Source organism: Thermochromatium tepidum ATCC 43061, assembly GCF_009664085.1.
Classification (GTDB): domain Bacteria; phylum Pseudomonadota; class Gammaproteobacteria; order Chromatiales; family Chromatiaceae; genus Thermochromatium; species Thermochromatium tepidum.
In genome coordinates this window covers 629,345-651,831 of the sequence record NZ_CP039268.1, presented here as the reverse complement: position 1 = coordinate 651,831, position 22,487 = coordinate 629,345, and the positions used below count along the sequence as shown (strand labels likewise).

Here is a 22,487-nt window from a genome sequence, read left to right as displayed (position 1 = left end):
GGCGTGAATTAAACCCTGTCTGGCGTGGGATGTGTAGACATCGACCGAATCGACCATGACTGCCGAACTGACCCAACTCGCCCGTCTGTTGCGCAACACCGCCGCAGCCGCTCTTCTGCCCAATTGGCACGGCAGCGCCGCCGCCCGGCACAAGTCCGACGGCAGCCTGGTCACCGCGTCCGACCTGGCGGCCCAGCGCCATCTGATCCAGGCCTTGGCGCGTGACTTCCCCGGCATCCCACTGCTCGGCGAGGAGATGACGAGCAGCGAGCAGGAGGACATGCTCCAAAACGGAGACAGCGCCCTGTGGGTGCTCGATCCGCTGGATGGCACCAGCAACTATGTCGCTGGTTTTCCCTTCTTCTCGATCTCGTTGGCGCTGATCGAGGGCGGTCGGACTGTACTTGGGGTCATCCTTGATCCAGTGCGCGATGAGTGCTTCGTCGCCGCGCAGGGCCAGGGGGCCTGGCTGAACGACCAGCCAATCCGCCCCTTTGCGCCGAGCCGCGCGCTGCACGACTGTCTGGCCGTGGTCGATCTCAAACGGCTCCCAGCCGAGCGATTCCAGCCCATCGTCCGTCATGCCTGTTTTGGCTCACAGCGCAATCTCGGATCTGTGGCGCTCGAATGGTGCTGGCTGGCTGCCGGACGCTTTCAGCTCTATCTGCACGGCGGCCAGAGGCTGTGGGACTATGCCGCCGGGCGGCTGATCGCGGATGAGGCCGGCGCAGCGGTCATGCACCTGATCCCAGACAGCCTCCAGCCCAGCCCCAGGATCAGCCTGGAACCACGGCTAGCGATCGCGGCTGCCGATTCAGGGCTCCTGCGCGCCTGGTGTGACTGTCTCGGACTGGCGGTCGCTGTCGATTAGCGCAACACCGCTCTTAGCCGCATGAGGATGCGATCCGCCGCCTCGACCGCGAAGTCGTCGTAGATCATCGCCTGTTCGATCTGTTTGCCCAGCACCTCGACGTCGGGATTATCGAAGGTGCGGGTCAGGTCGAGCGTTTGACGCGGAACCCGGGTCTGGCCGTCGGCGCCGACGGCCTCGAACTCGACCAGATAATGCAGCTCATAGGCGAGCGTCTTGCCGTTGAGGTCGACCGCGGCCACCCGCTCGGAGCGTCTCTCGGACAGGATCCGCAGCGTCAGCCGGGCCTGCGCCGGGTTGGTCGTCAGTTGGACCTGACTGCCGATCAGCAGGTCGTGCAGGGCACGCTCGACCGCGGAATCGCTGGGCGCCTGGATCAGGATCGGGTTATAGACGGACGGGATCTCGATGGTGCCGCGCAGCTGAAAGCCGCACCCGGCCTGAACCATCAGCACCACCCCCAGCAACCCATGCACGACGGCCCGGGTCCGACTCATGACGATCGACCGTTCCGACTGGCGTCTCGCACGGGCAGGACTCACACGACCAGATTGAGTAGCTTGCCCGGCACCAGGATCGCCTTGCGGATCGGTTTGCCGGCGATGAACTTGGCGATCTGTTCATTGGCCAGGGCGGCGGCCTGGACCATGGACTGATCGGCAGCGGTGGGCACTGTGACTCGACCACGCACCTTGCCGTTGACCTGGATCACATACTCGAGGCTGTCCTGTCTGAGGGCCTCCTCATCGAGCTGTGGCCAGCCGGCATCGAGGATATCCTCGCCAAAGCCGAGTTCACGCCATAGATAATGGGTGACATGGGGCGCAATGGGCGCAAGCAGCCGCAACACGATCCCCAGTCCCTCCCGGATCACCACGACGCGCGCGGTCGAGGACTCCAGGCGGTAGAGCGCGTTGACCATGGTCATACAGCCCGAGACCACGGTGTTGAACTGCTGGCGTTCGTAGTCGTAGAGCGCCTTCTTGAGCGCGCTGTGGATCTCGCGACGGGCGATCCGCGCGGGTTCGTCCAATTCGGGCGGTTGGTCTGAGACGGTCCGGATCGCCTCGGACTCGGCGACCGCGAGCGCCCAGAGCCGGCGGATGAAGCGAAACGCCCCCTCGACCCCCTCGTCGCTCCATTCGAGCGACTGATCCGGCGGGGCGGCAAAGATGATGTAGAGCCGCACCGTGTCGGCGCCATAGCGCTCGATCAGGGTCTGGGGATCGACGCCGTTGTTCTTGGACTTGGACATCTTCTCGATCCCGCCGAACTGGACCGGTTGACCATCGGACTTGAGACGGCCGCCGATCAGCCGGCCCTTGGCATCGCGCTCGACCTCGACCTCCACCGGGTTGAACCACTGTCTGCGGCCCTCGGCGTCCTCGCGATACCAGGTCTCGGCGACCACCATGCCCTGGGTGAGCAGATTGGTGAAGGGCTCATCGCACTCGACCAGACCCTCGTCGCGCATCAGCCTGTGGAAGAAGCGCGCATAGAGCAGATGCAGAATGGCGTGCTCGATCCCGCCGACGTACTGATCGACCGGCAGCCAATAGCGGGCGCGTTCGTCGAGCATGGCCGTATCGCAATCGGGCGAGCAATACCGGGCGTAATACCAGCTCGACTCGAAGAAGGTATCGAAGGTGTCGGTCTCGCGCGTCTCACCGCCAGGGAGCTGGTAGAACTCGGGCATCTTCGTGAGCGGCGAGCCAGAACCATCGACGATGACGTCCTCGGGCAGCCGCACCGGGAGATCGGTCTCGGGACGCATCCCACCGTCGGCCGTCCGGATCATGGGGATCGGACAACCCCAGTAGCGCTGACGCGACACGCCCCAGTCGCGCAGTCGGAACTGGACGGTCTTGCCCCCCTTGCCGCGCGCGGCGAGCCAGTCGGCGATCGCGTCGCCGGCCTGTTCCGAGGTCAGACCTTCGAAGGGGCCAGAATTAAAGAGCACCCCCTTTTCGGTGTAGGCCGCCTGTTCGATCCCACACGGGCTGCCATCGACCGAACGGATGACCGCCTTCTTGGGGAGGCCATAGCGTTCGGCGAATTCCCAGTCGCGCTGATCGTGCGCCGGCACCGCCATCACCGCCCCCGTGCCATAGCCCATGAGCACGAAGTTGGCGGCATAGATGGGCACTGCCTCGCCCGTGATCGGATGGATGGCATCGAGCCCGAGCGGATGGCCCTTCTTCTCCAGGGTCTCCAGCTCGGCCTCGGCGGTGCTGCCCTTCCGGCACTCCTCGATGAAGGCCGCGAGCGCCGGATCCCGCTCAGCCGCGCGGTGCGCCAAGGGGTGTTCGGCGGCCACCGCGACATAGGTCACCCCCATGACGGTATCCGGTCGGGTGGTATAGATGCAAAGCCTGTCCTCGGAGCCGGCCACCCCGAACTCCATAAACACACCCTCCGAGCGCCCGATCCAGTTGCGCTGCATGGTGCGCACCTGCTCCGGCCAGCCATCCAGCCGGTCGAGTGCCTCCAGCAGTTCTTGGGCATAATCCGTGATGCGCACGAACCACTGTTTGATCTCGCGCTTCTCGACCAGGGCCCCCGAGCGCCAACCACGCCCCTCGATGACCTGCTCGTTGGCGAGCACGGTTTGATCGACTGGATCCCAGTTGACCGTCGCCTTGGCCCGGTAGGCCAGCCCCTTCTCGACCAGGCGCGTAAACAGCCATTGTTCCCAGCGGTAGTAATCCGGGTCACAGGTCGCCAATTCACGATCCCAGTCGTAACCGAAGCCCAGGCGCTTGAGCTGGCCCTTCATGTACGCGATGTTGGAGCGCGTCCATTGCGAGGGGGGGATGCCGTGCTGGATGGCCGCATTCTCGGCGGGCAGACCGAAGGCGTCCCAGCCCATCGGCTGGAGCACGTTCTTGCCGAGCAGGCGCTGATAGCGCGCGATCACATCCCCAATGGTGTAGTTTCGCACATGGCCCATGTGCAACCGACCCGAGGGATAGGGGAACATGGAGAGACAATAGAACTTCTCGCGAGAGGGGTCCTCGACGGCCTTGAAGGATCGATGCGCTTCCCAATAGGCCTGGGCGGACACCTCGATGGCGCGCGGGTCATAGTCGGTCTGCATGGGGGCTGGTGGTCCTGACGCAAGGTGAAGGCTTGAGGCTGGCCCCACCGCAACGCGCAAACGCGCAACGCACCGGGGGGGCGAATCGTGCAAGGATAACGCACTGGCTCTGGGACGCCCAATACCCCGTTGTAGCGCCCTAGTCTGACGTCGTGTCCCCAGCGTGGGCCGCACGCGCGCCAACGGTCGGAAGGGGCTCGAACTGAGGTGTGCCGCGCCAGAAATCGCGTGCGACCGCCCGACGATAGGCCTCCAGTGCACCGAGCGAAGAATTGACGCGCAGATTGCTGTAGCTCAGATCCGCATTCTGCCAGCGCTCATGCCAGAAGACGGCGCCCTTGAGCCGCGGCAGTCGTTCCATCGCGGCCATCGCCTCACTGATCCAACGTCCCTTGTCGCCCTGGCGCGGAAACTCACCGATGCCCCACTCGCCCAGCAGGATCGGCTTGTCCGGGGCAATGGCGGCCAGCTCACCGTAGTGATCGAGGATCGCCTCCTTGACACTGGGCCAGCCCTCGCCTGGGGTCTGCTTACCATAGGCGCTCATGGCCAACCAATCGACATAGTCGTCGCCAGGATAGTAGGCGGCCATGCGATTCCAGGGCAGATCGGGGGAGGAGGTATTGTTGGTATGGAAGACCCAAGCAATGTTGCTGGCGCCTGCGGCCCGCACCCGGTCGACGATATAGCGATAGGTGCGCTGGAAGGTATCTGGCCCCCGTAGGCGTGGCGGATCCGTGCCCGGGATGGGCTGGTCGGCACCGTGATAGACACCCGACCAGGGGAACCAGTCGCCATTCATCTCCAATCCCCAGGCGACCAATAGCGGCCTGCCAAAGGCACGCGCTGCCGTGGCCCAGGCATCGATGTAGTCATCCCAGCGTCCGGCGAGGATGGACTCAAGGTCGAAGCGCGAGGACCTGATCTCCTCCCGATCGTTCCAAGGGTTCCAATAGATGAGCGCCACCGCCCCGGCATTGGCGACGATGTTTGCCTGGGTGGTCGGAAAGCCTTGCCGGCCCCAGAAGTTGGAGAAGCCGATGATGGCCTGGGTCTTGCCAACCAGCGCGTTGAACGCGGTGATCTTTTCGAGCGTCACCTCGTCCTCGTAGTCGCCAAAGTCGATATAGGCGCCGGTATAGGCGCCGGTCGGCGGGACCGCCAGTCGCATGACCCTGGCAGGTTCGGCCCGGGTCGCCGCCGATAGGACCACCCCGACCAGGATCGTCCACCAGAGCACAGTTCCGATCTTCATACGCGGGCGGTCCAGGGTTTGGTCAGCCCCCAGCGTTCCTGCCGTCCCCAGGCCATCCAACTGCCGTGCAGTGCGAGATAGAGGGCATGGAGGATCGCCAAGGCCAAGAGGGGGCGATAGAGGAAACGCATCGGCAGGCTCCAGAGCGCGGTACGCACCGGTTCGCCCTCCAGCCGGCAGGCCGCCCAGGCCAGGGCCAGATCCATGGCCATGAAGCCGATCAGGTAATAGAGCAGCGGACCGGACTCACCGCGCACCAGGGCCAGCAACATCCAGAGATCGACCAGCGGGATGAACGCGGCCAGAAAGATCTGGAAGAACCAGATGCTTGGTAGGGTAAACAGCCCTAGCCAGCCGTAGGCCCGGTTGCAGCAGAGCGCGCGGTGCTTCCAGAGACACTGGAGGGTCCCGAACGACCAGCGCTTGCGTTGGCGAAAGAGCGCGCCGAGCCGGCGCGGCACCTCGGTGAAGGCCCGCGCCCGCGGGCTATGGCGGAGCCGGTAACCGGCGCGATGCAGCGATAGGGTCAGATCCGTATCCTCGGCGAGCGTATCAGACTGGATGCCGCCGGCGGCGTGGATCGCCGCGCGCCGGTAGGCGCTCGCCGCGCCGGGGATGACCGGGATGGCGTCGAGCAGGTCATAGGCGCGACGATCGAGGTTGAAGGCGGCGATATATTCCAACCGCTGAAAGCGTCCCAGCAGTCCCGCATCATTGCCAACCTCGATCTGTGCCGAGACGGCCCCGACCTGCGGATCGCGCAGCGGCCGCACCAGTTCGGTCAGGGTGTCGGGCAGGAATTGGGTATCGGCATCGAGCATGACCAGGATCGCGTGGCGCGCCTGATTCAGCGCATTGCGCAGGGCAGCGGCCTTGCCCCGATTGGGCTGGCGCAGGAGCCGCACGCGCGCATCGCGCGCGCTCAAGGCGGCAACGATGGCTGCGGTGGCATCGGTCGAGCCGTCATCGACCACGATGACCTCGAAGGGCGCCGGATAGTCGCTGGCCAGCAGTGCCTCCAGGGTCTGGGCGATGACCGGTTCCTCGTTGTAGGCGGCCAGGATCACCGAGACTGGCGGACTGAACTCGGGGGCCTCTGTGGCGATTGCCCGACGCTCACGGCGGAAATGTACCATCGCCACCCCTACCACCAGAAGGGTGCGTGCAAACAGCAGCACCGTGGCCAGCATCAGAAAGCCCCAGGCGCCGTGCTCCAGGCGCTGCATGAGATTGAGTCCGGTGCTGGCGACCAGACGCGGTGGGGCAGGGTCTTCCCGGGGGATGGCCGGCATGACCGCCTCCTTGGGGACACCCAGCAACAGGTGCAGGGGTACGATCTCGTCGCCGCGCGCCCTGAGATAGTCGATGACCCCAGGCAAGGCGGCCAGGGTCGCGGCACGGTCGCCGCCACCATCGTGCAGCAAAATCACACTCCCGTGGCTGCGCGCACGCTGGATGCGTTCTAGGATCGCCTTGGCCGTGGGGCGCTCCCAGTCCTGGGGGTCGATGCTGGACATGACCGGTATATAGCCCAGTTCGCTTGCCGTAACCAGAGGCGCAAGCTCGGGCAGTGAATGGGGCGTGCGATCGGCGTCGTAGGGTGGGCGAAACAGCAGGGTCGAGCGCCCGGTGATCGCCTCGATCGCGCGCTGGGTGGCATTGAGTTCGAGCCTCGTGCGCACCGGACCGGCCTGGCTCAGATCGATGTGGCTGAAGCTGTGGTTGCCGATCTCATGGCCCGCATCGAGGATAAGCCGCAGCAGCTCGGGGTGGGCGTTGGCCTTCTCGCCGATGACGAAAAAGGTCGCGGGGACACCTTTGGTCTTGAGGACATCGAGGATTTTTGGGGTCCAGACTGGGTCGGGGCCGTCGTCGAAGGTGATGGCCACCTGTCGTGGCTCGCCCTCGCCGGTGCGCTCGACACGGGCGGGATGCGGATACTGGAGGTAGCGCTCGCTCCAGAATCCCTCGGGGTCGACTTGGATCGCGCGCCGTCCAGGCTGACGCTCGGCATGGACGGTCAGGAAATCACCTTGGCCGACGGTGCCGATGGCCTCGGTGGGCACGAGCGACTCGAAGTCGCTGGGGGCACAGTGCAGACCACAGCGCAGGGCCTGCCAGATGAGCGGGTCCTCGGTCCCCAGTCGGTCGATCCCGATCCCGCCGAGCGAGCGTTGCAGCACCAGGCGCTGCTGATTCCAGAAGGTCACGGCATCCATGAACCAGACGCTGTGATCGACCCCATCGAGTTTATACGAGAAGCTCGGGTCGTCGTGCGGCGGGAGATCGGCGCTGGGTTCGACCTGGGCCGAGACGGCGCGTGCCATGGCGTCCTGAAAGGAGATCGCCTCAGGGGTACCCGCACCCGGCCAGTCATAGGCGAAGGTGCTCAAGCCGATCACCCACTGGCTGGGGTCGCCGTGCTGGGTGAGCGCCTCCAGCCAGTCGCGAAACCAAGTGAGCGAGGCGAGCGGACCGGGTGGGTCTTCCTCGCCGGTCTCGTAGTAGAGCATGGCGAGGAAGCGATCGACCTGGGGCGCCAAGGCCTCCAGGTCGAAGACCTTGATGTCGTTACCCACCGGCACACTCAGCCATAGCTCCAGACCGTCCGCACCCAGCTGGGCACGCAGCCGCCCGATGCAGGCCGTCAGCTCAGCCCGATAGACCGGATCGATCTGCTCCCAGGCGATGATGACACCACGCGCCCCGATGGCCTGGAGTCGCCGGCTCAGCTCGGCGCCGAAGGCCTGCTGGCGCGCCGGGCTGGCACGCAACAGCTCCTCGACCGCCTCGGGGTCGAAGCCTTGGTCGGCCAGATTGGTGAGCAGCGGCATCAGTCCCAGACCGTGCTCGGCGGCGATGGCCGCGACCTCGGGTTCTGGGGTTTCATGCAGGCGGGGTGGCATGCCGATGAGCTGAAACCAGGACGGGGCCACCTGGGTCAGGTCGGCGGCATGGGCGCGCAGCGAGGCCAGCGCCCGTTCTGGGTCGTCATCGAGCAGCCCCAGGCGCACGCTGTTGGCAGGATGGCGCACGGCGGCCGCAGGCAGGTCCCGGGTCTGGTTGAGCCAGGGTGCTGGCGGCGCGGGTCGGGTCATGACCGAGGGTGGCGCATCGGCCTGGATCTCCAACCCGAATTTCAGCGATTCCAGGCGGGGACTGGCCAGCAATGAGTAGAGAAAGATCGCACCGATCAGGGTCAGCAGGAGCGCGCCGATGCCCAGCGCGCGACTGAGGTTCTTCCAACGACTCCCCTGGGGATCGCGGAAGATGAAATGCTCTCGATCCATACTCGGCGAGTGACCTAACAACGGGTTGAAGGGGTTGAGAGACTTTCATTAACCCGACCCCTTAAACAGGCCGGGATCATCCGGAGCCTGGCTGCCTAGGCGCGACAATGAAGCCGCTTAAAGCCAAGGCCAGGCCTGACCGACCTTGGCGTTGCCCCCAATCTCCCAAAGGACAGGGATTTTTGGACCGAGTTATAACGATGGGGGCACAAAACCAGACTTGGAATCTCGAACAAGATGCAAGATGAGCCCTGGATTTGGGTCGCGCCAGGGCACCGCGCTGGGTCTTGCCATCCTCAATTAGGTGCTATCTTAACTCAGTTCCTAAATCCGTGGTCATCAAAGCTGAAACCTCTCCTGTGAGCTGTCTGGCATGAAATATCCGCCTGACAGCCCGAAATTTCTGTCTGCCGAGGGTCTTTCCAGGGGCGGCGCACGGCCTTTTGGCTTCGAAAGTCGGCGCTGGCGGGACGGCGTGACGTCATTTTCCTGCTCCGGGACGAGCCCCGGCCTTCCACTGGCGCGAAACCGAATGTCTCGGCCAAGAGCAACCGCCGCGCCGCACCCATGGCAAAGCGGCGCACACAAGCCACCCCTGCAGCACGACGAACACCTCAACGTAACCGACAAAGCGGCGGCCACAGACCAGCACCCGCTCCCTCGCAAGCACCACAAACCCCGCCGCCCGGTACATAACCCCCTGCAACACCGTCTTCAGCCGCCCCCCCTCGGCCGCATGACGGATCGGCGCAACCTCCCCCCTCAGCCCCAACCGCCCCAACAGACGCAGACAGCGACAGGCAAACGCCCCCAAATGCAGCACCCAATCGTGGATATCGAACTGGCCCGAGTGCAGCCGCCCCACCTCAAAATCAAGCTCAATCCCCGCACAGAACGGCCCATGCATACCGCGATCGACGTCAGACCCGATCACCGCCTTAGCCGGCAAGCCGCGGCCGATCCACCAACCTTCGAGTTCGAACCCCGACGCCAAGAGAGACCAGCCACCCCGATCGCCGGCGCGTTCGCCCACCTCGACGAACAGACGAAAGTGGCGCCCCTCTTCGCCCCACGCCCGTTCGACCTCAAGCTCGAACCGCCCACCGCGCCTGCCCGGCCGAGTCTCCTAAAAGACCCCGACCGCCTCGGCCTGAGCCACCCAGGCCGACTTGTCCTGCTTGCGCGGATTCCACTTCGTGATGAATTCCAGCACTCGCCCTTCAGCGGCCCAGGCATCCCGTTCTTGTGCCTTGGCAAACAGCAGCCGCGCCCCGTCACAGCCCCTGTCCTCGACCATCAAAACAGCCTCTGCCGGCCTGACCAAACGCCTGCCCCGAGCAAAGGCGCGCTCGTAGCAACACGCGATCTCGCGGGCGCAAGGCCAAGTGCCGACCCGCAACTCCAGACCGACGTTCCAGCCTTCGTGGCCCAGAGAGCCGGCGATCGGACACTAGCCATCGACGCCTTGACAAGTGCGGCCCACGTCTTCTTTCTTCGTATCGCCATTGTCCATGACGAAGGTGTCGCTCTCGAAGCCCACAGACCCCCCATACGGCACGATCGTAGCCTCGCTGCGCCCCAGCAACCGCACCGACAACCCACCCGACAACGCCCGCAACTCACTGGCCTCGGCATCGAACCACCGCCGCATCCAGACCCTAAAGAACACCCTCGACAGCCCCAATGCCCCCTTAAAGGAGCGAACCGCCCGAAACGGCCCGACGGCTTCAAAGCCACCCCTGCCCAGACCCAGCCGCCCCACCATCGCCTCCACCAGATCTGGGCCCCTCATCCCCTGCAAGACCCGCAGCCGAAGAACGACCACCCGATCGACCTGCGCCGCCTCCCAGCACCGGCCGATGAGCGCCAAGCCGAAGGTGGAAGTCAGGTTCAGCTTGCCGGTTTGGCACACTTCAAATTTCGGCATGTTCAGTTGGGTGAAGAGTTGCGATGCAGTATTCTAGCAAGTAATCAACAGGTTATGCTTGATATATGACAAACGAGCACGGATTCAGGTCAGTTGGTTATCGTGCAACCTTACAGTCGTGTAACACCGGACGCCCCGACCTCCTTCATCCAGCGCCCTTCCATGGATGGAGGCAAGCGATCTCGATCGGGGCGGCCTTTTTGATCGAGTCGCCGCCCTCTCTTCCCCGTCATCTCTCACGGAGCCCGGCCATGAGCGAAGAACGCAAACATGACACCCCCGATAAGCTGGTCGATGCCTATGAGCGCATGCTCAAACAGACCCACGAGGCGATCGCGAAGGCCCAGCACGAATCCGTGCCCCTGTTGCGCGAGATCCTCGCCAAGACGCGCGAGCACATGGTCGAACTCGGCGAGCTGACACGTGAGGAGGCCGAGAGGGTCGCGGAATACATCCGGCGCGACATCGAGGATGCGGCCAAGTACATCGCCGAGACCGGGCAGGATCTGCGCGACTGGTGGCGCTTCGATCTGGAACTGATGGAAAGGCGCCTGTTCGACATGTTCAAGCTGGTCGCCGACCAGACCAGCCTGCAACTGGCGCAATGGGCCGAGACGGCGCGGCAGATGAGCCTCTATCAGACCGGCGAGATCACTGGACCCGGCACCCTGGTGTGCGACCAGTGCGGGTCCGAGACCCACTTCGTCAAGGCCGGACGCATCCCGCCTTGCGCCAACTGCGGCGGCACTCGGTTTCGCCGCCGCGCCGAGGACAAGACCTGACGGGGCTGGCAATCCGAACCTTCCGCGCTTATAGTTTGGACTTCGCGTCATGTCCCGTGGGAGAGACCGGCCACCCGGCCGGCGCCGAAGGCGCAACACCGCCCGGAATCGCTCAGGCAAAAGGACCGCGGGGATAACGACCGACTCTGGAGAGTGGTGCAAGTCTGCACCCACCGACGGGGCCGCTCGGATGTCACACGTCCGCGCCTAAACTCTCAGGTCTAGGACAGAGGGGCGACACGCGAGTATCCCGGATGCTCGCGGTTGTCTTGTTGCCGTGCGCCGCTTGGTCGAGGCAACCCTCTGAATCCTACACAGGAGAGACGCATGGCCCTGCGTACCCCACTCTATGCTGAGCATGCGCGTCTTGGTGCGCGGCTCGTGCCCTTCGGCGGCTGGGACATGCCGCTGCACTATGGCTCTCAGATCGAGGAGCATGACGCCGTGCGTGAGCACGCCGGGATGTTCGACGTCTCGCACATGTGCCCGATCGACATCGAGGGACCAGGCGCCCAGTCCTTTCTGCGCCGCCTGCTCGCCAACGACGTCGCCAAGCTCAAGACGGTCGGCCAGGCGCTCTACTCTTGCATGCTCAACGACTCTGGCGGCGTAGTCGATGATCTCATCGTCTATCTACGCGGTCCAGCCGGACACTATCGGATGGTGGTCAATGCCGCTACCGCCGACAAGGACCTGATCTGGCTGGAGACCCAGCGCCGAAGCGAGGGCTTCGACGTCGAGATCCGTCGCCGCGACGATCTGGCCATGCTCGCGGTCCAGGGTCCAAAGGCCCGCGATCTGACTGCGACCGGGCTGCCGCCCGAGCTCGCCGAGTTTGCCCTGGACCTTCCCCCCTTCCACGCCACCGAATGCGGTGGCTGGTTCGTCGCCCGTACCGGCTATACCGGCGAGGATGGCTTCGAGATCCTGTTACCTGCCGAGCATGTCTTCGATCTCTGGTCGGTGCTGCTCGACGCCGGCGTCCGACCTTGCGGTCTGGGTGCGCGCGACACCCTGCGTCTGGAGGCTGGGATGAGGCTCTACGGTCAGGACATGGACGAAGACGTCAGCCCGCTCGAATCCGGCCTGGAGTGGACCATCGCCTGGGAACCGACCGAGCGCGATTTCATCGGACGCGCCGCGCTGGAGGCGTTGCGCGCGAGTCCCGAGCGGCGCGACTTCGTTGGGCTGCTTTTGAACGGACCTGGCGTGCTCCGTGCGCATCAGACCGTCCTCAAGCAGGGGCGCGAGGTCGGCGAGATCACCTCAGGCGGCTTTGCCCCGACCCTGCAACGCTCGATCGCGCTCGCACGTGTGGTGTCCGGTCTTGGCGATCGCTGCGAGGTCGATATTCGCGGCAAGCCCGTTGCCGCGCGCATCGTCAAGCCGCCGTTCGTGCGGCATGGCCGAATCCTGATCGAGCTTTGAGCGTCTCAACAACCCCTTTGCCTGTCTGCACCTTCATTTTGGAGTCACCCGTCATGAGCCACCTGCCGACCGACTTGAAATACACCAAGACCCACGAATGGGTACGCGACAATGGCGACGGCACCGTGACCGTGGGCATCACCGATCACGCCCAGGACGCGCTCGGCGACATCGTGTTCGTCGAGGTGCCCGAACGCGGGCGCCGTGTCGCTGCCGAAGAGGCCTGCGCCGTGGTCGAGTCGGTCAAGGCCGCCTCCGACATCTATTCGCCCCTCGCCGGCGAGATCCTCGAGGGCAATGCGGCACTGGCCGACACCCCGGATGTGATCAACACCAGTCCCTACGGGGACGGATGGATCTTCCGTCTCGCCCCAACCGACCCGGGCGCGCTCGCCGACCTGCTGGATGCCGATGCCTACGCTCAGGTCGTCGCCGACGCGTCCTGATCCAACTGCCCTCAGCGTCCAACCCAAGCAGTCGAACTCGCATGCCTTTCATCCCTCACACGCCGGACGATATCGCCGCCATGCTCGCGACCCTCGGGGTCGATTCCATCGCCGCCCTCTTCGACGAGATCCCGCCTGAACTTCGCGTCGGCGCCCAGGCCCTCGACGCCATCCCGGAGGCGCGCTCGGAGATGGAGATCACGCGCCTGATGCAGTCGCGCGCGCGTGCCGACGGCGAGCCGCTGTGCTTCATCGGCGCCGGTGCCTATGACCACCACATCCCGTCCGCCGTCTGGCAGATCGCCAGCCGCGGCGAGTTCTACAGCGCCTACACCCCCTATCAGGCCGAGGCCAGCCAGGGCACACTCCAGGTGCTCTATGAGTTCCAGTCGATGATGACGGCGCTCACCGGGCTCGATGTCTCCAATGCCTCGCTCTACGATGGCGCCTCGGCCCTGGCCGAGGCGGTGCTGATGGCGGTGCGTGCCAATCGTCAGACCAAATCAAGGCGTATCCTGGTGCCGCGCGCCCTCCACCCGGCCTATCGGCGGGTCCTGCACACCCTCGTCGCCCCTCAGGGTCTTGAACTGGTCGAGGTTGGGTTCGACCCGCGCGGCGGCCATACCCCGGTCGAGCGACTGGAGGCGGCACTTGGCGAGGAGGCATGCGCCGCCGTCGTCATCGCTCAGCCGAACTTCTTCGGTATCCTGGAGTCCGTCGATGAGCTGACCGATTGGGCGCATGCGCACCAGGCATTGGCGATCGCGGTGGTCAATCCGGTCGCGCTCGCCCTGCTCACCCCGCCCGGCGACTGGGGTGCGAAGGGTGCCGACCTCGCCTGCGGCGAGGCCCAGCCGCTGGGGATGCCGCTCGCCTCAGGCGGCCCCTATGCCGGTTTCCTGTGCTGTAAGCAGGAGTATGTGCGCCAGCTCCCCGGTCGCATCGTCGGGCGCACCCTGGACCTGGACGGCAGGCCCGGCTTCACGCTCACGCTCCAGGCGCGCGAGCAGCACATCCGGCGCGGCAAGGCGACCTCCAACATCTGCACCAATCAGGGGCTGCTGGTGACGGCGGCCACCATCCACCTGGCCCTGCTCGGCGCCGAGGGACTGGAGCGGGTGGCGGCGAGCTGTCATGCCAACACGCAGCGGCTGGGCGAGCTGCTCTGTGCCATCTCAGGCGTCGAGCCCGTGTTCGAACGCCCGGTCTTCCATGAGCTGGCGCTGCGTCTGCCAGCGCCGACGGCTTCGGTGCTGAACGCGCTGGCCGCTGAAGACATCCTGGGCGGCTTTGATCTCGACCCGGACTATCCGGAACTCGAACCGGCGCTCCTGGTCTGCGCGACCGAGAGGCGCACCGAGGACGAGCTGAGGCACTATGCCCAGCGACTCGCCGCCCATTTGGAAAGGTCGCCGGCTGCATCCTGATCCAGACGATCGCGATCCCTAAAAAATACCGAGCCCAGAAGTCCTGCCATGCTAATCCAAGCGCAATCCAGAACCGGCCGCCGCGCCTACACCCAGGCGCCGCTCCACCCACCTCCGGTCACCACCATCCCCGACGCGCTGCGCCGCCACACCCGCCCCGCCCTGCCGGAGGTCTCCGAGCTCCAGGTGGTGCGTCACTACACCCGGCTGTCGCAGCAGAATTTTTCGATCGACACCCAGTTTTATCCCCTGGGCTCCTGCACCATGAAGTACAACCCCAGGGCCTGTCACAGCCTGGCCATGCTGCCCGGTTTCCTGGGGCGCCATCCCCTGGCACCCGAGACCCATGGCCAGGGGCTCCTGGCCTGTCTGTTCGAGCTGCAAGAGATCCTCAAGGTGGTGACCGGGATGCACGCCGTCTCGCTCGCGCCCGCAGCCGGGGCCCAGGGCGAGTTTGCCGGGGTGGCCATGATCCGCGCCTATCATCGCGCGCGTGGCGACCATGCCCGCACCGAGATCCTGGTCCCGGACGCCGCACATGGCACCAACCCGGCCTCGGCGGCGATGGCCGGATTTCAGGTGCGCGAGCTCCCGACCGGGCCAGATGGCGACCTCGATCTCGGGGCCTTGCACGCCGCGGTCGGTCCCCAGACCGCCGGTATCATGCTCACCAACCCGAGCACCCTGGGCGTCTTCGAGCGTCACATCCAGACGATCGCCCAGACGGTGCACCAAGCCGGGGGTCTGCTCTATTACGATGGGGCCAATCTCAACGCCATCCTCGGCCAGGTACGCCCCGGCGACATGGGCTTCGATGTCATCCACATCAATTTGCACAAGACCTTCTCGACCCCACACGGCGGCGGTGGTCCCGGGGCGGGACCGGTGGGTGTCTCCCGGCGTCTCGAGCCCTATCTGCCTGTCCCCTTGGTCGGCTGTGAGAATGGAAGATATCGTTGGCTAACCGAGTCGGACCGTCCCGCGAGTATCGGTCGATTGACGGCCTTCGGCGGCAACATCGGTATCCTGCTGCGCGCCTATGTCTATGCGCGGCTGATCGGGCGCCAGGGCCTGGCCCGGGTGGCCGAGTTTGCCACCCTCAACGCCAACTATCTGCGGGCGCGACTCCAGGAGGCCGGCTTTGAGGCCGCCTATCCCGAACGGTGCGCGAGCCATGAGTTCATCCTCAGCCTCAAGCGCGAGGCGCGCGAGCTCGGCGTGACCGCCATGGACTTCGCCAAGCGGCTGCTCGATTACGGCTATCACGCCCCGACTACCTACTTTCCACTGCTGGTCCCCGAGTGTCTGCTGATCGAGCCGACCGAGACCGAGAGCAAGGAGGACTTGGACGGCTTCGTCGCGGCCATGACCGCCATCCGGCGCGAGGCCCAGGAGAACCCGGAACTGGTCAGGGGCGCACCCCACGGCTTGCCGGTACGCCGACTCGACGAGGTGCACGCCGCACGCCAGTTAGACCTCGCCTGGAGGCCAGGCGACCCCAAGGAGAACAGCTCAACGCATGGCTAATCAAAACGTGCGCGGTTGGCGGCGCGTCATCTATGCCTTCGGCTATTCGATGAAGGGACTTAAGGCCTGCTTTGAGCTCGAGGAGGCCTTTCGGCAGGAGGTCTTTCTGCTGATCCCGCTCATCCCGCTCGGGCTCTGGCTCGGTGAGACCCCAGTTGAGCGTGCCCTCTTGGTCGGCAGTCTGCTGATCGTGCCGATCGTCGAGCTGCTCAACTCGGCCATCGAGGCCAATGTCGATCGGGTCGGGCTGGAGCGTCACGAGCTCTCCGGGCGCGCCAAGGACATCGCCTCGGCAGCTGTCTTCTCCAGCATCGCCTTCTGTCTGGTCATCTGGACGCTGATCCTGCTGCCCAAGTGGCTGTAAGCCCGATCAGTACGACGCCTGCTCCAGCGCCGCGATCCGCTTTTCCAGTGGCGGATGGCTCCGGAAGAGCGCCATGAAGCCCTCGCCGATCTGCCCCGAGATGCCGAAGGCCGCAAACTCGCGGGCCGGAAGGTCCTGGGGCGCATGCACCCGCTGGAGCGCCCGCAGGGCGGCGATCATCTGACGCCGGCTGGTCAGGCTCGCCCCGCCGGCATCGGCCCGATACTCGCGATAGCGCGAGAACCACATCACGATCAGGGTGGCGAGGATCGAGAGCATCAGCTCAGCGACGATCGAGGCCAGGAAGTAGCCCACCCCATAGCCCCGCTCGTTCTTCAGGATCACGCGGTCGACCACATGACCGACGATCCGCGATAGGAAGACCACGAAGGTATTGACCACACCCTGGATGAGCGCGAGCGTCACCATGTCGCCGTTGGCCACATGGCTGATCTCATGCCCGATGACCGCCTCGACCTCGCCCTCGCTCATCTGCTGCAAGAGACCAGTGCTGACGGCCACCAGGGCGGCATCGCGATTCCAGCCGGTGGCGAAGGCGTTGGGGTCAGGCGAGTCGAAGATCCCGACCTCGGGCATGCCGATTCCGGCCTGTTCGGCCTGGTGCGCGACCGTCTCGACCAGCCAGTGTTCCAAGCGATTGGACGGACGCTCGATGACATAGACGCCCATCCCGTGCTTGGCCATCGTCTTGGACAAGAACAACGAGATCAGCGAGCCGCTGAAGCCGATGATGGCGGCCATGACGAGGAGCGCACCCATGTCGGGGCCGCCGCTCTGAAGCAGCAGGTCATCGATCCCAAGCAGACGGAAGACGATGCTGATCACGATCAGCACCGCGACATTGGTGGCCAGGAATAACAGAATACGCATCATGCCGGGTTTAACCTCTCAAAGACGATCGTGTATCGATAACGAATATACCAGGAGGGCGCAAGCCCACCGACACCCCAAAAGCCGAGACGGGACTGGAGTTTGCCAAAAATGTAAAAAATACTGGACAAGCCAAACGGGTCTCTATAAGATTTGCGCTCTCAAGTCATTGGGGCCATAGCTCAGCTGGGAGAGCGCAACACTGGCAGTGTTGAGGTCGGCGGTTCGATCCCGCCTGGCTCCACCAAATTCAACAACCTAGGGTTCGGCGAGGCTGTCTGTATCGTCGAATCTGCAAAGATCACTGTCCCCATCGTCTAGAGGCCTAGGACACCGCCCTTTCACGGCGGTAACCGGGGTTCGAACCCCCGTGGGGACGCCATCCGACGAGGGCTTGGGTGAAGATCCAAGCTGTTTCATCAGGCCAAACTGACTCCTACCTGCTCAAGCAAGAACAACGCTGACACCCTGCTTCAGCAGGGTCGGTTTCACCCCACCCTTGCGGGTGAAGCGCAATAAGGCAAGATGGCGGAGAGGGAGGGATTCGAACCCCCGGACCCTTTCGAGTCAACGGTTTTCAAGACCGCCGCTTTCGACCGCTCAGCCACCTCTCCGAAGGACGGGGCGCTCAACGAGCGCCTCTGGAATGCGGGGCAACAATCATAGCGCATGGCTCACGACGCCCCAAGTACTTCGTGCGCGCGTGCAGCCAATTGATATCCTGGGTTTCGGCGGCAGAGACATTCTAGAACGGCTGCGCCGTCTGCGCGCCTGACCGTGCGCCGCGTGCAGGCGGGTCAAGCAGGATAATGCATCGAGATGCACACCATCATCCTCGAAAAGGCCTATGCTTGAACCAGGGATCCCAGCCAACCTACTGCACACAAAAGAGGTGTGTCATGGAAATCGGCTCAGTCCATATCCAACCGATGAAACCCAGTCCGCCGCCGGAGCCGATCCCACCGCCTGGTGGCAACATCGAAAACCGCCGGCCGCCACCCGAACCCCAGCCGCCTCCAGCCCCGTCCGGGCCCCAGGGTCAGACCCCAAGCGCCACTGGGGTCGAAGACAGCAACAGGGCGACACCCTCGCCCCACACCCCGGGCGGTGTCGACCTCTACGCCTGAACCCTTGGTGCCAACGGCGCCAAGTCCGTGGGTTCGGCGAGCAGCATGGCGGCTGCCTCGTCGAGCCCAGTGACCCGCACCTCGATCAGCTGACCCTCTGCGATCTGCTGGGCTGAACGTACATGCACTGGCAGATAGTTGGGTGTATAGCCAGATCTGGGCCGTCCACCCGCCGTCTCGGTCGGACGTTCCTGCAGCAGGGTCACCGTCTTACCGATCTGGGCGCGCAGCACCTGCAACCGCGAGCGGCGTGCCACGGCCTCGAGCGCCTCGCTGCGCAACTGGCGCGTGCGCGCGTCCACCGGGTGGTCGAAACCGGCCGCCACGGTCCCAGGGCGCGGCGAATAGCCGAAGACATGGATGTGTCCGAACCCCAGGGACTCGGCCAGTTCGAGCGTCTGATGCCAGTCGTCCTGGGTCTCGCCTGGAAAGCCGACGATGATATCGGTGGTGAGGTTGAGATCCGGGATCGCCGCCCGCGCCCGCTCGACCAGGCGGATATAGTCGGCGCGCCTGTACCGGCGCGCCATGCGTCTGAGCACGCGGTCCGAGCCGCTCTGGAGCGGCAAATGCAGATGGGGCATCAGGCGTGGATCGGCGAACAGCGACCAGAAGCGCTCGGGGAGATCCCAGGGCTCCAGCGAGCCGAGACGCAGACGCGGGATACCCGTCTCGTGCAAAAGCCGCTCGATCAGGGTGACAAGATCGGTCCCCAGATCCGAGCCGTACCCACCGAGGTGTACGCCGGTCAGGACCACCTCGTGGATGCCGGCGTCCTGGAGGCGCGCGACCTCGCGCAGGATATCCGGCAGCGGACGGCTGCGTTCCGGGCCGCGTGCCCAGGTGGGGATACAGAAGGTGCACTGGTGGCGACACCCGTCCTGGACCTTGACGAAGGCCCGCTGGCGTCCGCGCGCAACGAGCGGTGCTGCCGGATCCGATCCAGCGCTCGCCTCTGGGCTAAGTGGATCCGGGTCATACCCCAGTGCAATGAGTGCGAGCTCGACCAGGCGATCCTTGTCGCGATTGACGACGATGAGGTCTGGGTGCAGCCCTGCCGTCGCAAGTCCCTGGTCCTCGAGCGAGACCAGGCAGCCGCTGACGATCAGACGTGCACGGGGATGATGACGCCGGACCCGTCTCAGGATCTGGCGCGACTTGCGCACCGCCTCGCCCGTGACGGCACAGGTATTGACCACGATCAGCTCGGTCGGAGCCGTCTCATCCTCGACGATCCTGAATCCTCGCGCCTCGAAACCACGCGCCCAGGACTCGAGCTCGGCCTCGTTGAGCCGGCAGCCGAGTGCAAGGAGCTGGACGCGCCGTCTGGGGTGCATGATGAGTCTCAGGCCACAGAGTTCGCAAGCAAGCACGCCTCAGGAATCCTCGCTCCACGCGGGAGAGGGGCATTCAGGCCAGGGCCGTTCGCCCCGCCGAGGGGACCCTAGGTGGCGGAGGCGGGGTCGGCGAGCTTTGATGGACCAGGAGCCGCCAGCCATCCGCCGCGCGCCGAAAGACATGGGTGGCATAGAGCGGCGGCGGCAGTGGCACACCGGGCTGGAACTGATCAGCCTGGATCTGCGGGCGTTCCTCGACCAGATGGACCGCCAGATCGCCCTCTTCGATCCAAAGCAGATGCCGGACCTCGAGATCGAAGCCCCGCCCCTGCTCGAAGAGGATGCGCCACAGACGCCCCACCTGCTCACCGACAGCCAAGGGCATCATCGGCAGCAGGCAGAAGATCGCGTCCGAGTCGGCCCAGACCGAGGACATGGCCTCGGCATCACCGGCCTCGAGGGCATCATAGTAGGCATCCTCGACGTCTTGTGGGGTCGCGAAGCGCATCCCCTGGCTCACCAACGCCCGCCGCGCCAGACATCGGCGACCCTGGGCACGCGGATCAGGATGCCTCCATCCTTGACCTCGCGCGTCATGCCGGCCAGATCGGCATCCGGCGGCAGACTCAGGCGTCGCGTGCTGGTGTCGCGCGAGAGGCTGTAACGGCTCTGATAGCCCTCGCCACCGGGCAGGGGCTCGCTCTGGGTGGAGCGTACCAAGGCGTCATGGGTGATGACCAGTCCGCGCCCGACGGGACGGATCTCGACCTGATCGGGCTTGAGATCCTGGAGCTGGATCTCGATCAGATAGGCGTCATCCGTGGCGCGGCGCGAGAGGGTCAGGCGCGGCCAGCTTGGGCGTTCGCGCTGTTCCAGGCGTCCGAAGTCGGGTGTGGACGGCCAGGGCGCTGATTCGAATCCGGGAGGCGGCGCTGGCATCCCGGGGGCTGCATAAGGAAACGCCGGCTGATCGCGATCGCCCTTTTCGGGCATCGACCAGGGGGCGAGCGGGACTGGGGGCCCATAGACTCCGGGACGACCGGCATAGGGACCCGGGGCCATCCAGGTCTGAGCCGAGACCAGGTGCGGCAGGAAGACAGAGAGGGCCGCGGCGGTAATGGTGATGCGACGCATGATGGACTCCCAGATTCGAGGTTCACAAAAATTGAAGATGGACGGACGGTCCACGCTGCCAGTATAAGGCGAGTTGCGCCAAAATTCGCCACCTCCTCGTGACCCGAACAGCGGCCCCGACATGCTCACCGACGCACTCGCCCATCTGCTCGCCAACACCAGCTTCGCCTGGAGCCGACCCCTGCCTGAGGCGCTACGCCCGACCAACATCCAGTGGCGCGCCGATGCCTGCGACCATGGCTCTATCCTCTTCTTCCAGCGCTTCGCCGACGGTCTGACCGACGCTGAGATCTATCAGCGCTATTTCGCCGGGCGCCGTTTTGCCGCCCTTGTCACCAATCGTCCGCTCGATTGCTTCGACCAGCTGCCCGGGGTCGGGCTCTATGTCACGCCTCCCAACGACTGGGCCGAGGTCGTGCGCCGTTTCTGCGATGTCGTCTATCCGCTCCCCCCTGGCGCGTTCCGCTTCATCGGGATCACGGGGACCAACGGCAAGACAACAACCCTGAAGTATCTAGAGTCCATCCTCGCCGACCATGGACGGCGCGTGCTCTCGATCGGTACGCTCGGCGTCTTTCTCGACGGCGTGCGCCAGCTCGAGACCGGTTTCACCTCACCGCCGCTGATCGAGCTACGCCGACTCCTCTATGACTATCGAGGACGCGCCGAGGTGGTCGCGATGGAGGTCAGCAGTCATGCGCTCGACCAGGGGCGGGTCGCGGGGATCGCGTTCCAGGATGGCGGCTGGACCAATTTCACCCAGGACCATCTCGATTATCACCGCGACGAGGAGAGCTATTTCAGGGCCAAGGCACGCCTGATCGAGCAGATCCAACCCGGCGGACGGCTTTACTGCACCAGTCAGACCGTGGCCGACCGGCTCGCCGCGCGTGGTCAGACAGCGGTTCCGGTCGAGGTGCTTAAACCGGCCCGTCTCCCGCCCGAGGCGATCGCGGCCAAGCCATTCTTGGCCCTTTCCCACAATCGCGCCAACTATGCCTTGGCGCACGCCCTCGCCAAGTCTGAACTCGGTGGCGGTACGGGCGATGAGTGGCGCCATCTCCAGCCGGTCCCTGGACGCTTTGACTGCTATGTCCATGGCAATCGCACCATCGTCATCGACTTCGCCCATACCCCGGATGCACTCGATACCCTCCTCGGTGCCATCCGCGCCGGCTTCCCTGGTGCACACATCGCTACGCTCTTCGGCTGTGGTGGCGATCGCGACCGCTCCAAACGTCCGCTGATGGGCGCTGCGGTCGCCCGCCACTCGGATGTGATCATCGTCACCTCCGACAACCCGCGTCACGAGTCGCCCGAGCGCATCATCGAGGACATCCTGATCGGCATTCCCGAGGGACTGGACCCCAGCGTCGTCGTCGACCGCGCCCAGGCCATCGCCCGTCTGTTCGACCGGCTCGCCGCCCGCCCGGCGTCTGAGCCCTGGGTCGCAGTCATCGCCGGCAAGGGCCATGAGCGCTATATCGATCGCGATGGACACAAGACGCCCTACAGCGATCAAGAACAGGTCGAGGCCAATCTACGCCGGCTCGGTTGGACATCGGCCTCCTGATCTGAAGTGAG

17 protein-coding genes, 3 tRNA genes, 1 pseudogene and 1 riboswitch are annotated in these 22,487 nt (G+C 65.0%); of the genes and pseudogenes, 11 read left to right on the top strand and 10 right to left on the bottom strand.

Going from position 1 to position 22,487, the window contains the following annotated elements; genetic code table 11:
* Positions 1–55: 55 nt before the first annotated feature.
* Positions 56–871 carry an inositol monophosphatase family protein gene (locus tag E6P07_RS03010; protein ID WP_153974243.1) on the top strand — a complete coding sequence of 272 codons (816 nt, stop codon included), beginning with the start codon at positions 56–58 and terminating at the stop codon, positions 869–871.
* Here the strand turns inward: E6P07_RS03010 and E6P07_RS03005 are convergent.
* The 5 genes and pseudogenes from E6P07_RS03005 to E6P07_RS02985 all read right to left on the bottom strand — a co-directional run.
* Positions 868–1,368, bottom strand: coding sequence for an LPS-assembly lipoprotein LptE (locus tag E6P07_RS03005; protein WP_153974242.1), 501 nt, complete (start codon positions 1,366–1,368; stop codon positions 868–870). The genes E6P07_RS03010 and E6P07_RS03005 overlap by 4 nt on opposite strands.
* 41 nt (positions 1,369–1,409) lie before the next feature.
* Positions 1,410–3,968 carry a leucine--tRNA ligase gene (leuS, locus tag E6P07_RS03000; RefSeq protein WP_153974241.1) on the bottom strand — a complete coding sequence of 853 codons (2,559 nt, stop codon included), beginning with the start codon at positions 3,966–3,968 and terminating at the stop codon, positions 1,410–1,412.
* A 139-nt stretch (positions 3,969–4,107) separates the two neighbouring features.
* Positions 4,108–5,223: a glycoside hydrolase family 26 protein gene (locus E6P07_RS02995; protein WP_153974240.1), complete on the bottom strand. Its 1,116-nt coding sequence runs from the start codon at positions 5,221–5,223 to the stop codon at positions 4,108–4,110.
* On the bottom strand, positions 5,220–8,513 hold the full coding sequence (locus E6P07_RS02990; protein ID WP_153974239.1) for a trifunctional glycoside hydrolase family 18/polysaccharide deacetylase/glycosyltransferase family 2 protein: 3,294 nt from the start codon (positions 8,511–8,513) through the stop codon (positions 5,220–5,222). The genes E6P07_RS02995 and E6P07_RS02990 overlap by 4 nt, the downstream gene beginning before the upstream one ends.
* A 568-nt stretch (positions 8,514–9,081) precedes the next feature.
* Positions 9,082–10,440 (bottom strand): annotated as a pseudogene (locus tag E6P07_RS02985) (hypothetical protein); the annotation flags it as partial.
* A 251-nt stretch (positions 10,441–10,691) separates the two neighbouring features.
* Here E6P07_RS02985 and E6P07_RS02980 point away from each other — a divergent pair.
* From E6P07_RS02980 to E6P07_RS02955, 6 genes are all read left to right on the top strand, one after another.
* A complete protein-coding gene (locus E6P07_RS02980) occupies positions 10,692–11,222 on the top strand; it encodes a zinc ribbon-containing protein (protein WP_153974238.1) in 531 nt (176 codons plus the stop codon).
* Between the two features lie 47 nt (positions 11,223–11,269).
* Positions 11,270–11,360: riboswitch (glycine riboswitch) on the top strand.
* A 189-nt stretch (positions 11,361–11,549) separates the two neighbouring features.
* Positions 11,550–12,650, top strand: coding sequence for a glycine cleavage system aminomethyltransferase GcvT (gene gcvT / locus E6P07_RS02975; RefSeq protein WP_153974237.1), 1,101 nt, complete (start codon positions 11,550–11,552; stop codon positions 12,648–12,650).
* 53 nt (positions 12,651–12,703) lie between these two features.
* Entirely contained in the window at positions 12,704–13,096 is a 393-nt protein-coding gene (gene gcvH / locus E6P07_RS02970) for a glycine cleavage system protein GcvH (RefSeq protein ID WP_153974236.1), read from the top strand.
* Between the two features lie 41 nt (positions 13,097–13,137).
* Positions 13,138–14,523: an aminomethyl-transferring glycine dehydrogenase subunit GcvPA gene (gene gcvPA, locus E6P07_RS02965; protein ID WP_153974235.1), complete on the top strand. Its 1,386-nt coding sequence runs from the start codon at positions 13,138–13,140 to the stop codon at positions 14,521–14,523.
* Positions 14,524–14,571: 48 nt separating this feature from the next.
* Positions 14,572–16,050 (top strand): aminomethyl-transferring glycine dehydrogenase subunit GcvPB, encoded by a 1,479-nt coding sequence (gene gcvPB / locus E6P07_RS02960; protein WP_153974234.1) that lies wholly within the window; start codon positions 14,572–14,574, stop codon positions 16,048–16,050.
* Positions 16,043–16,414 carry a diacylglycerol kinase gene (locus E6P07_RS02955; protein ID WP_153974233.1) on the top strand — a complete coding sequence of 124 codons (372 nt, stop codon included), beginning with the start codon at positions 16,043–16,045 and terminating at the stop codon, positions 16,412–16,414. The genes gcvPB and E6P07_RS02955 overlap by 8 nt, the downstream gene beginning before the upstream one ends.
* A gap of 6 nt (positions 16,415–16,420) precedes the next feature.
* Here E6P07_RS02955 and htpX read toward each other — a convergent pair whose 3' ends face one another.
* The gene (gene htpX / locus E6P07_RS02950) at positions 16,421–17,308 is read right to left on the bottom strand and encodes a protease HtpX (protein WP_153974232.1); all 888 of its coding nucleotides are present in this window, start codon (positions 17,306–17,308) and stop codon (positions 16,421–16,423) included.
* 168 nt (positions 17,309–17,476) lie between these two features.
* Here htpX and E6P07_RS02945 point away from each other — a divergent pair.
* A tRNA-Ala gene (locus tag E6P07_RS02945) sits at positions 17,477–17,552 on the top strand.
* 59 nt (positions 17,553–17,611) lie between these two features.
* Positions 17,612–17,687, top strand: a tRNA-Glu gene (locus E6P07_RS02940).
* 144 nt (positions 17,688–17,831) lie between these two features.
* On the opposite strand, the gene E6P07_RS02935 is transcribed toward E6P07_RS02940, so the two are convergent.
* Positions 17,832–17,919, bottom strand: a tRNA-Ser gene (locus E6P07_RS02935).
* A gap of 285 nt (positions 17,920–18,204) precedes the next feature.
* On the opposite strand from E6P07_RS02935, the gene E6P07_RS02930 reads away from it, so the two are divergent.
* On the top strand, positions 18,205–18,432 hold the full coding sequence (locus E6P07_RS02930) for a hypothetical protein (protein WP_153974231.1): 228 nt from the start codon (positions 18,205–18,207) through the stop codon (positions 18,430–18,432).
* Here E6P07_RS02930 and mtaB read toward each other — a convergent pair.
* The 3 genes from mtaB to E6P07_RS02915 all read right to left on the bottom strand — a co-directional run bounded on the left by mtaB (position 18,423) and on the right by E6P07_RS02915 (position 20,903).
* Positions 18,423–19,769: a tRNA (N(6)-L-threonylcarbamoyladenosine(37)-C(2))-methylthiotransferase MtaB gene (mtaB, locus tag E6P07_RS02925; protein ID WP_153974230.1), complete on the bottom strand. Its 1,347-nt coding sequence runs from the start codon at positions 19,767–19,769 to the stop codon at positions 18,423–18,425. The two genes, E6P07_RS02930 and mtaB, sit on opposite strands and share 10 nt — an antisense overlap.
* A gap of 73 nt (positions 19,770–19,842) precedes the next feature.
* Complete coding sequence (locus E6P07_RS02920; RefSeq protein ID WP_153974229.1) at positions 19,843–20,277, bottom strand: YybH family protein; 435 nt, start codon at positions 20,275–20,277, stop codon at positions 19,843–19,845.
* Positions 20,278–20,285: 8 nt separating this feature from the next.
* Positions 20,286–20,903, bottom strand: a complete 618-nt coding sequence (locus E6P07_RS02915; protein WP_153974228.1) for an Hsp20/alpha crystallin family protein — start codon at positions 20,901–20,903, stop codon at positions 20,286–20,288.
* 121 nt (positions 20,904–21,024) lie between these two features.
* On the opposite strand from E6P07_RS02915, the gene E6P07_RS02910 reads away from it, so the two are divergent.
* Positions 21,025–22,476, top strand: a complete 1,452-nt coding sequence (locus E6P07_RS02910) for a Mur ligase family protein (protein ID WP_153974227.1) — start codon at positions 21,025–21,027, stop codon at positions 22,474–22,476.
* Positions 22,477–22,487: the final 11 nt, after the last annotated feature.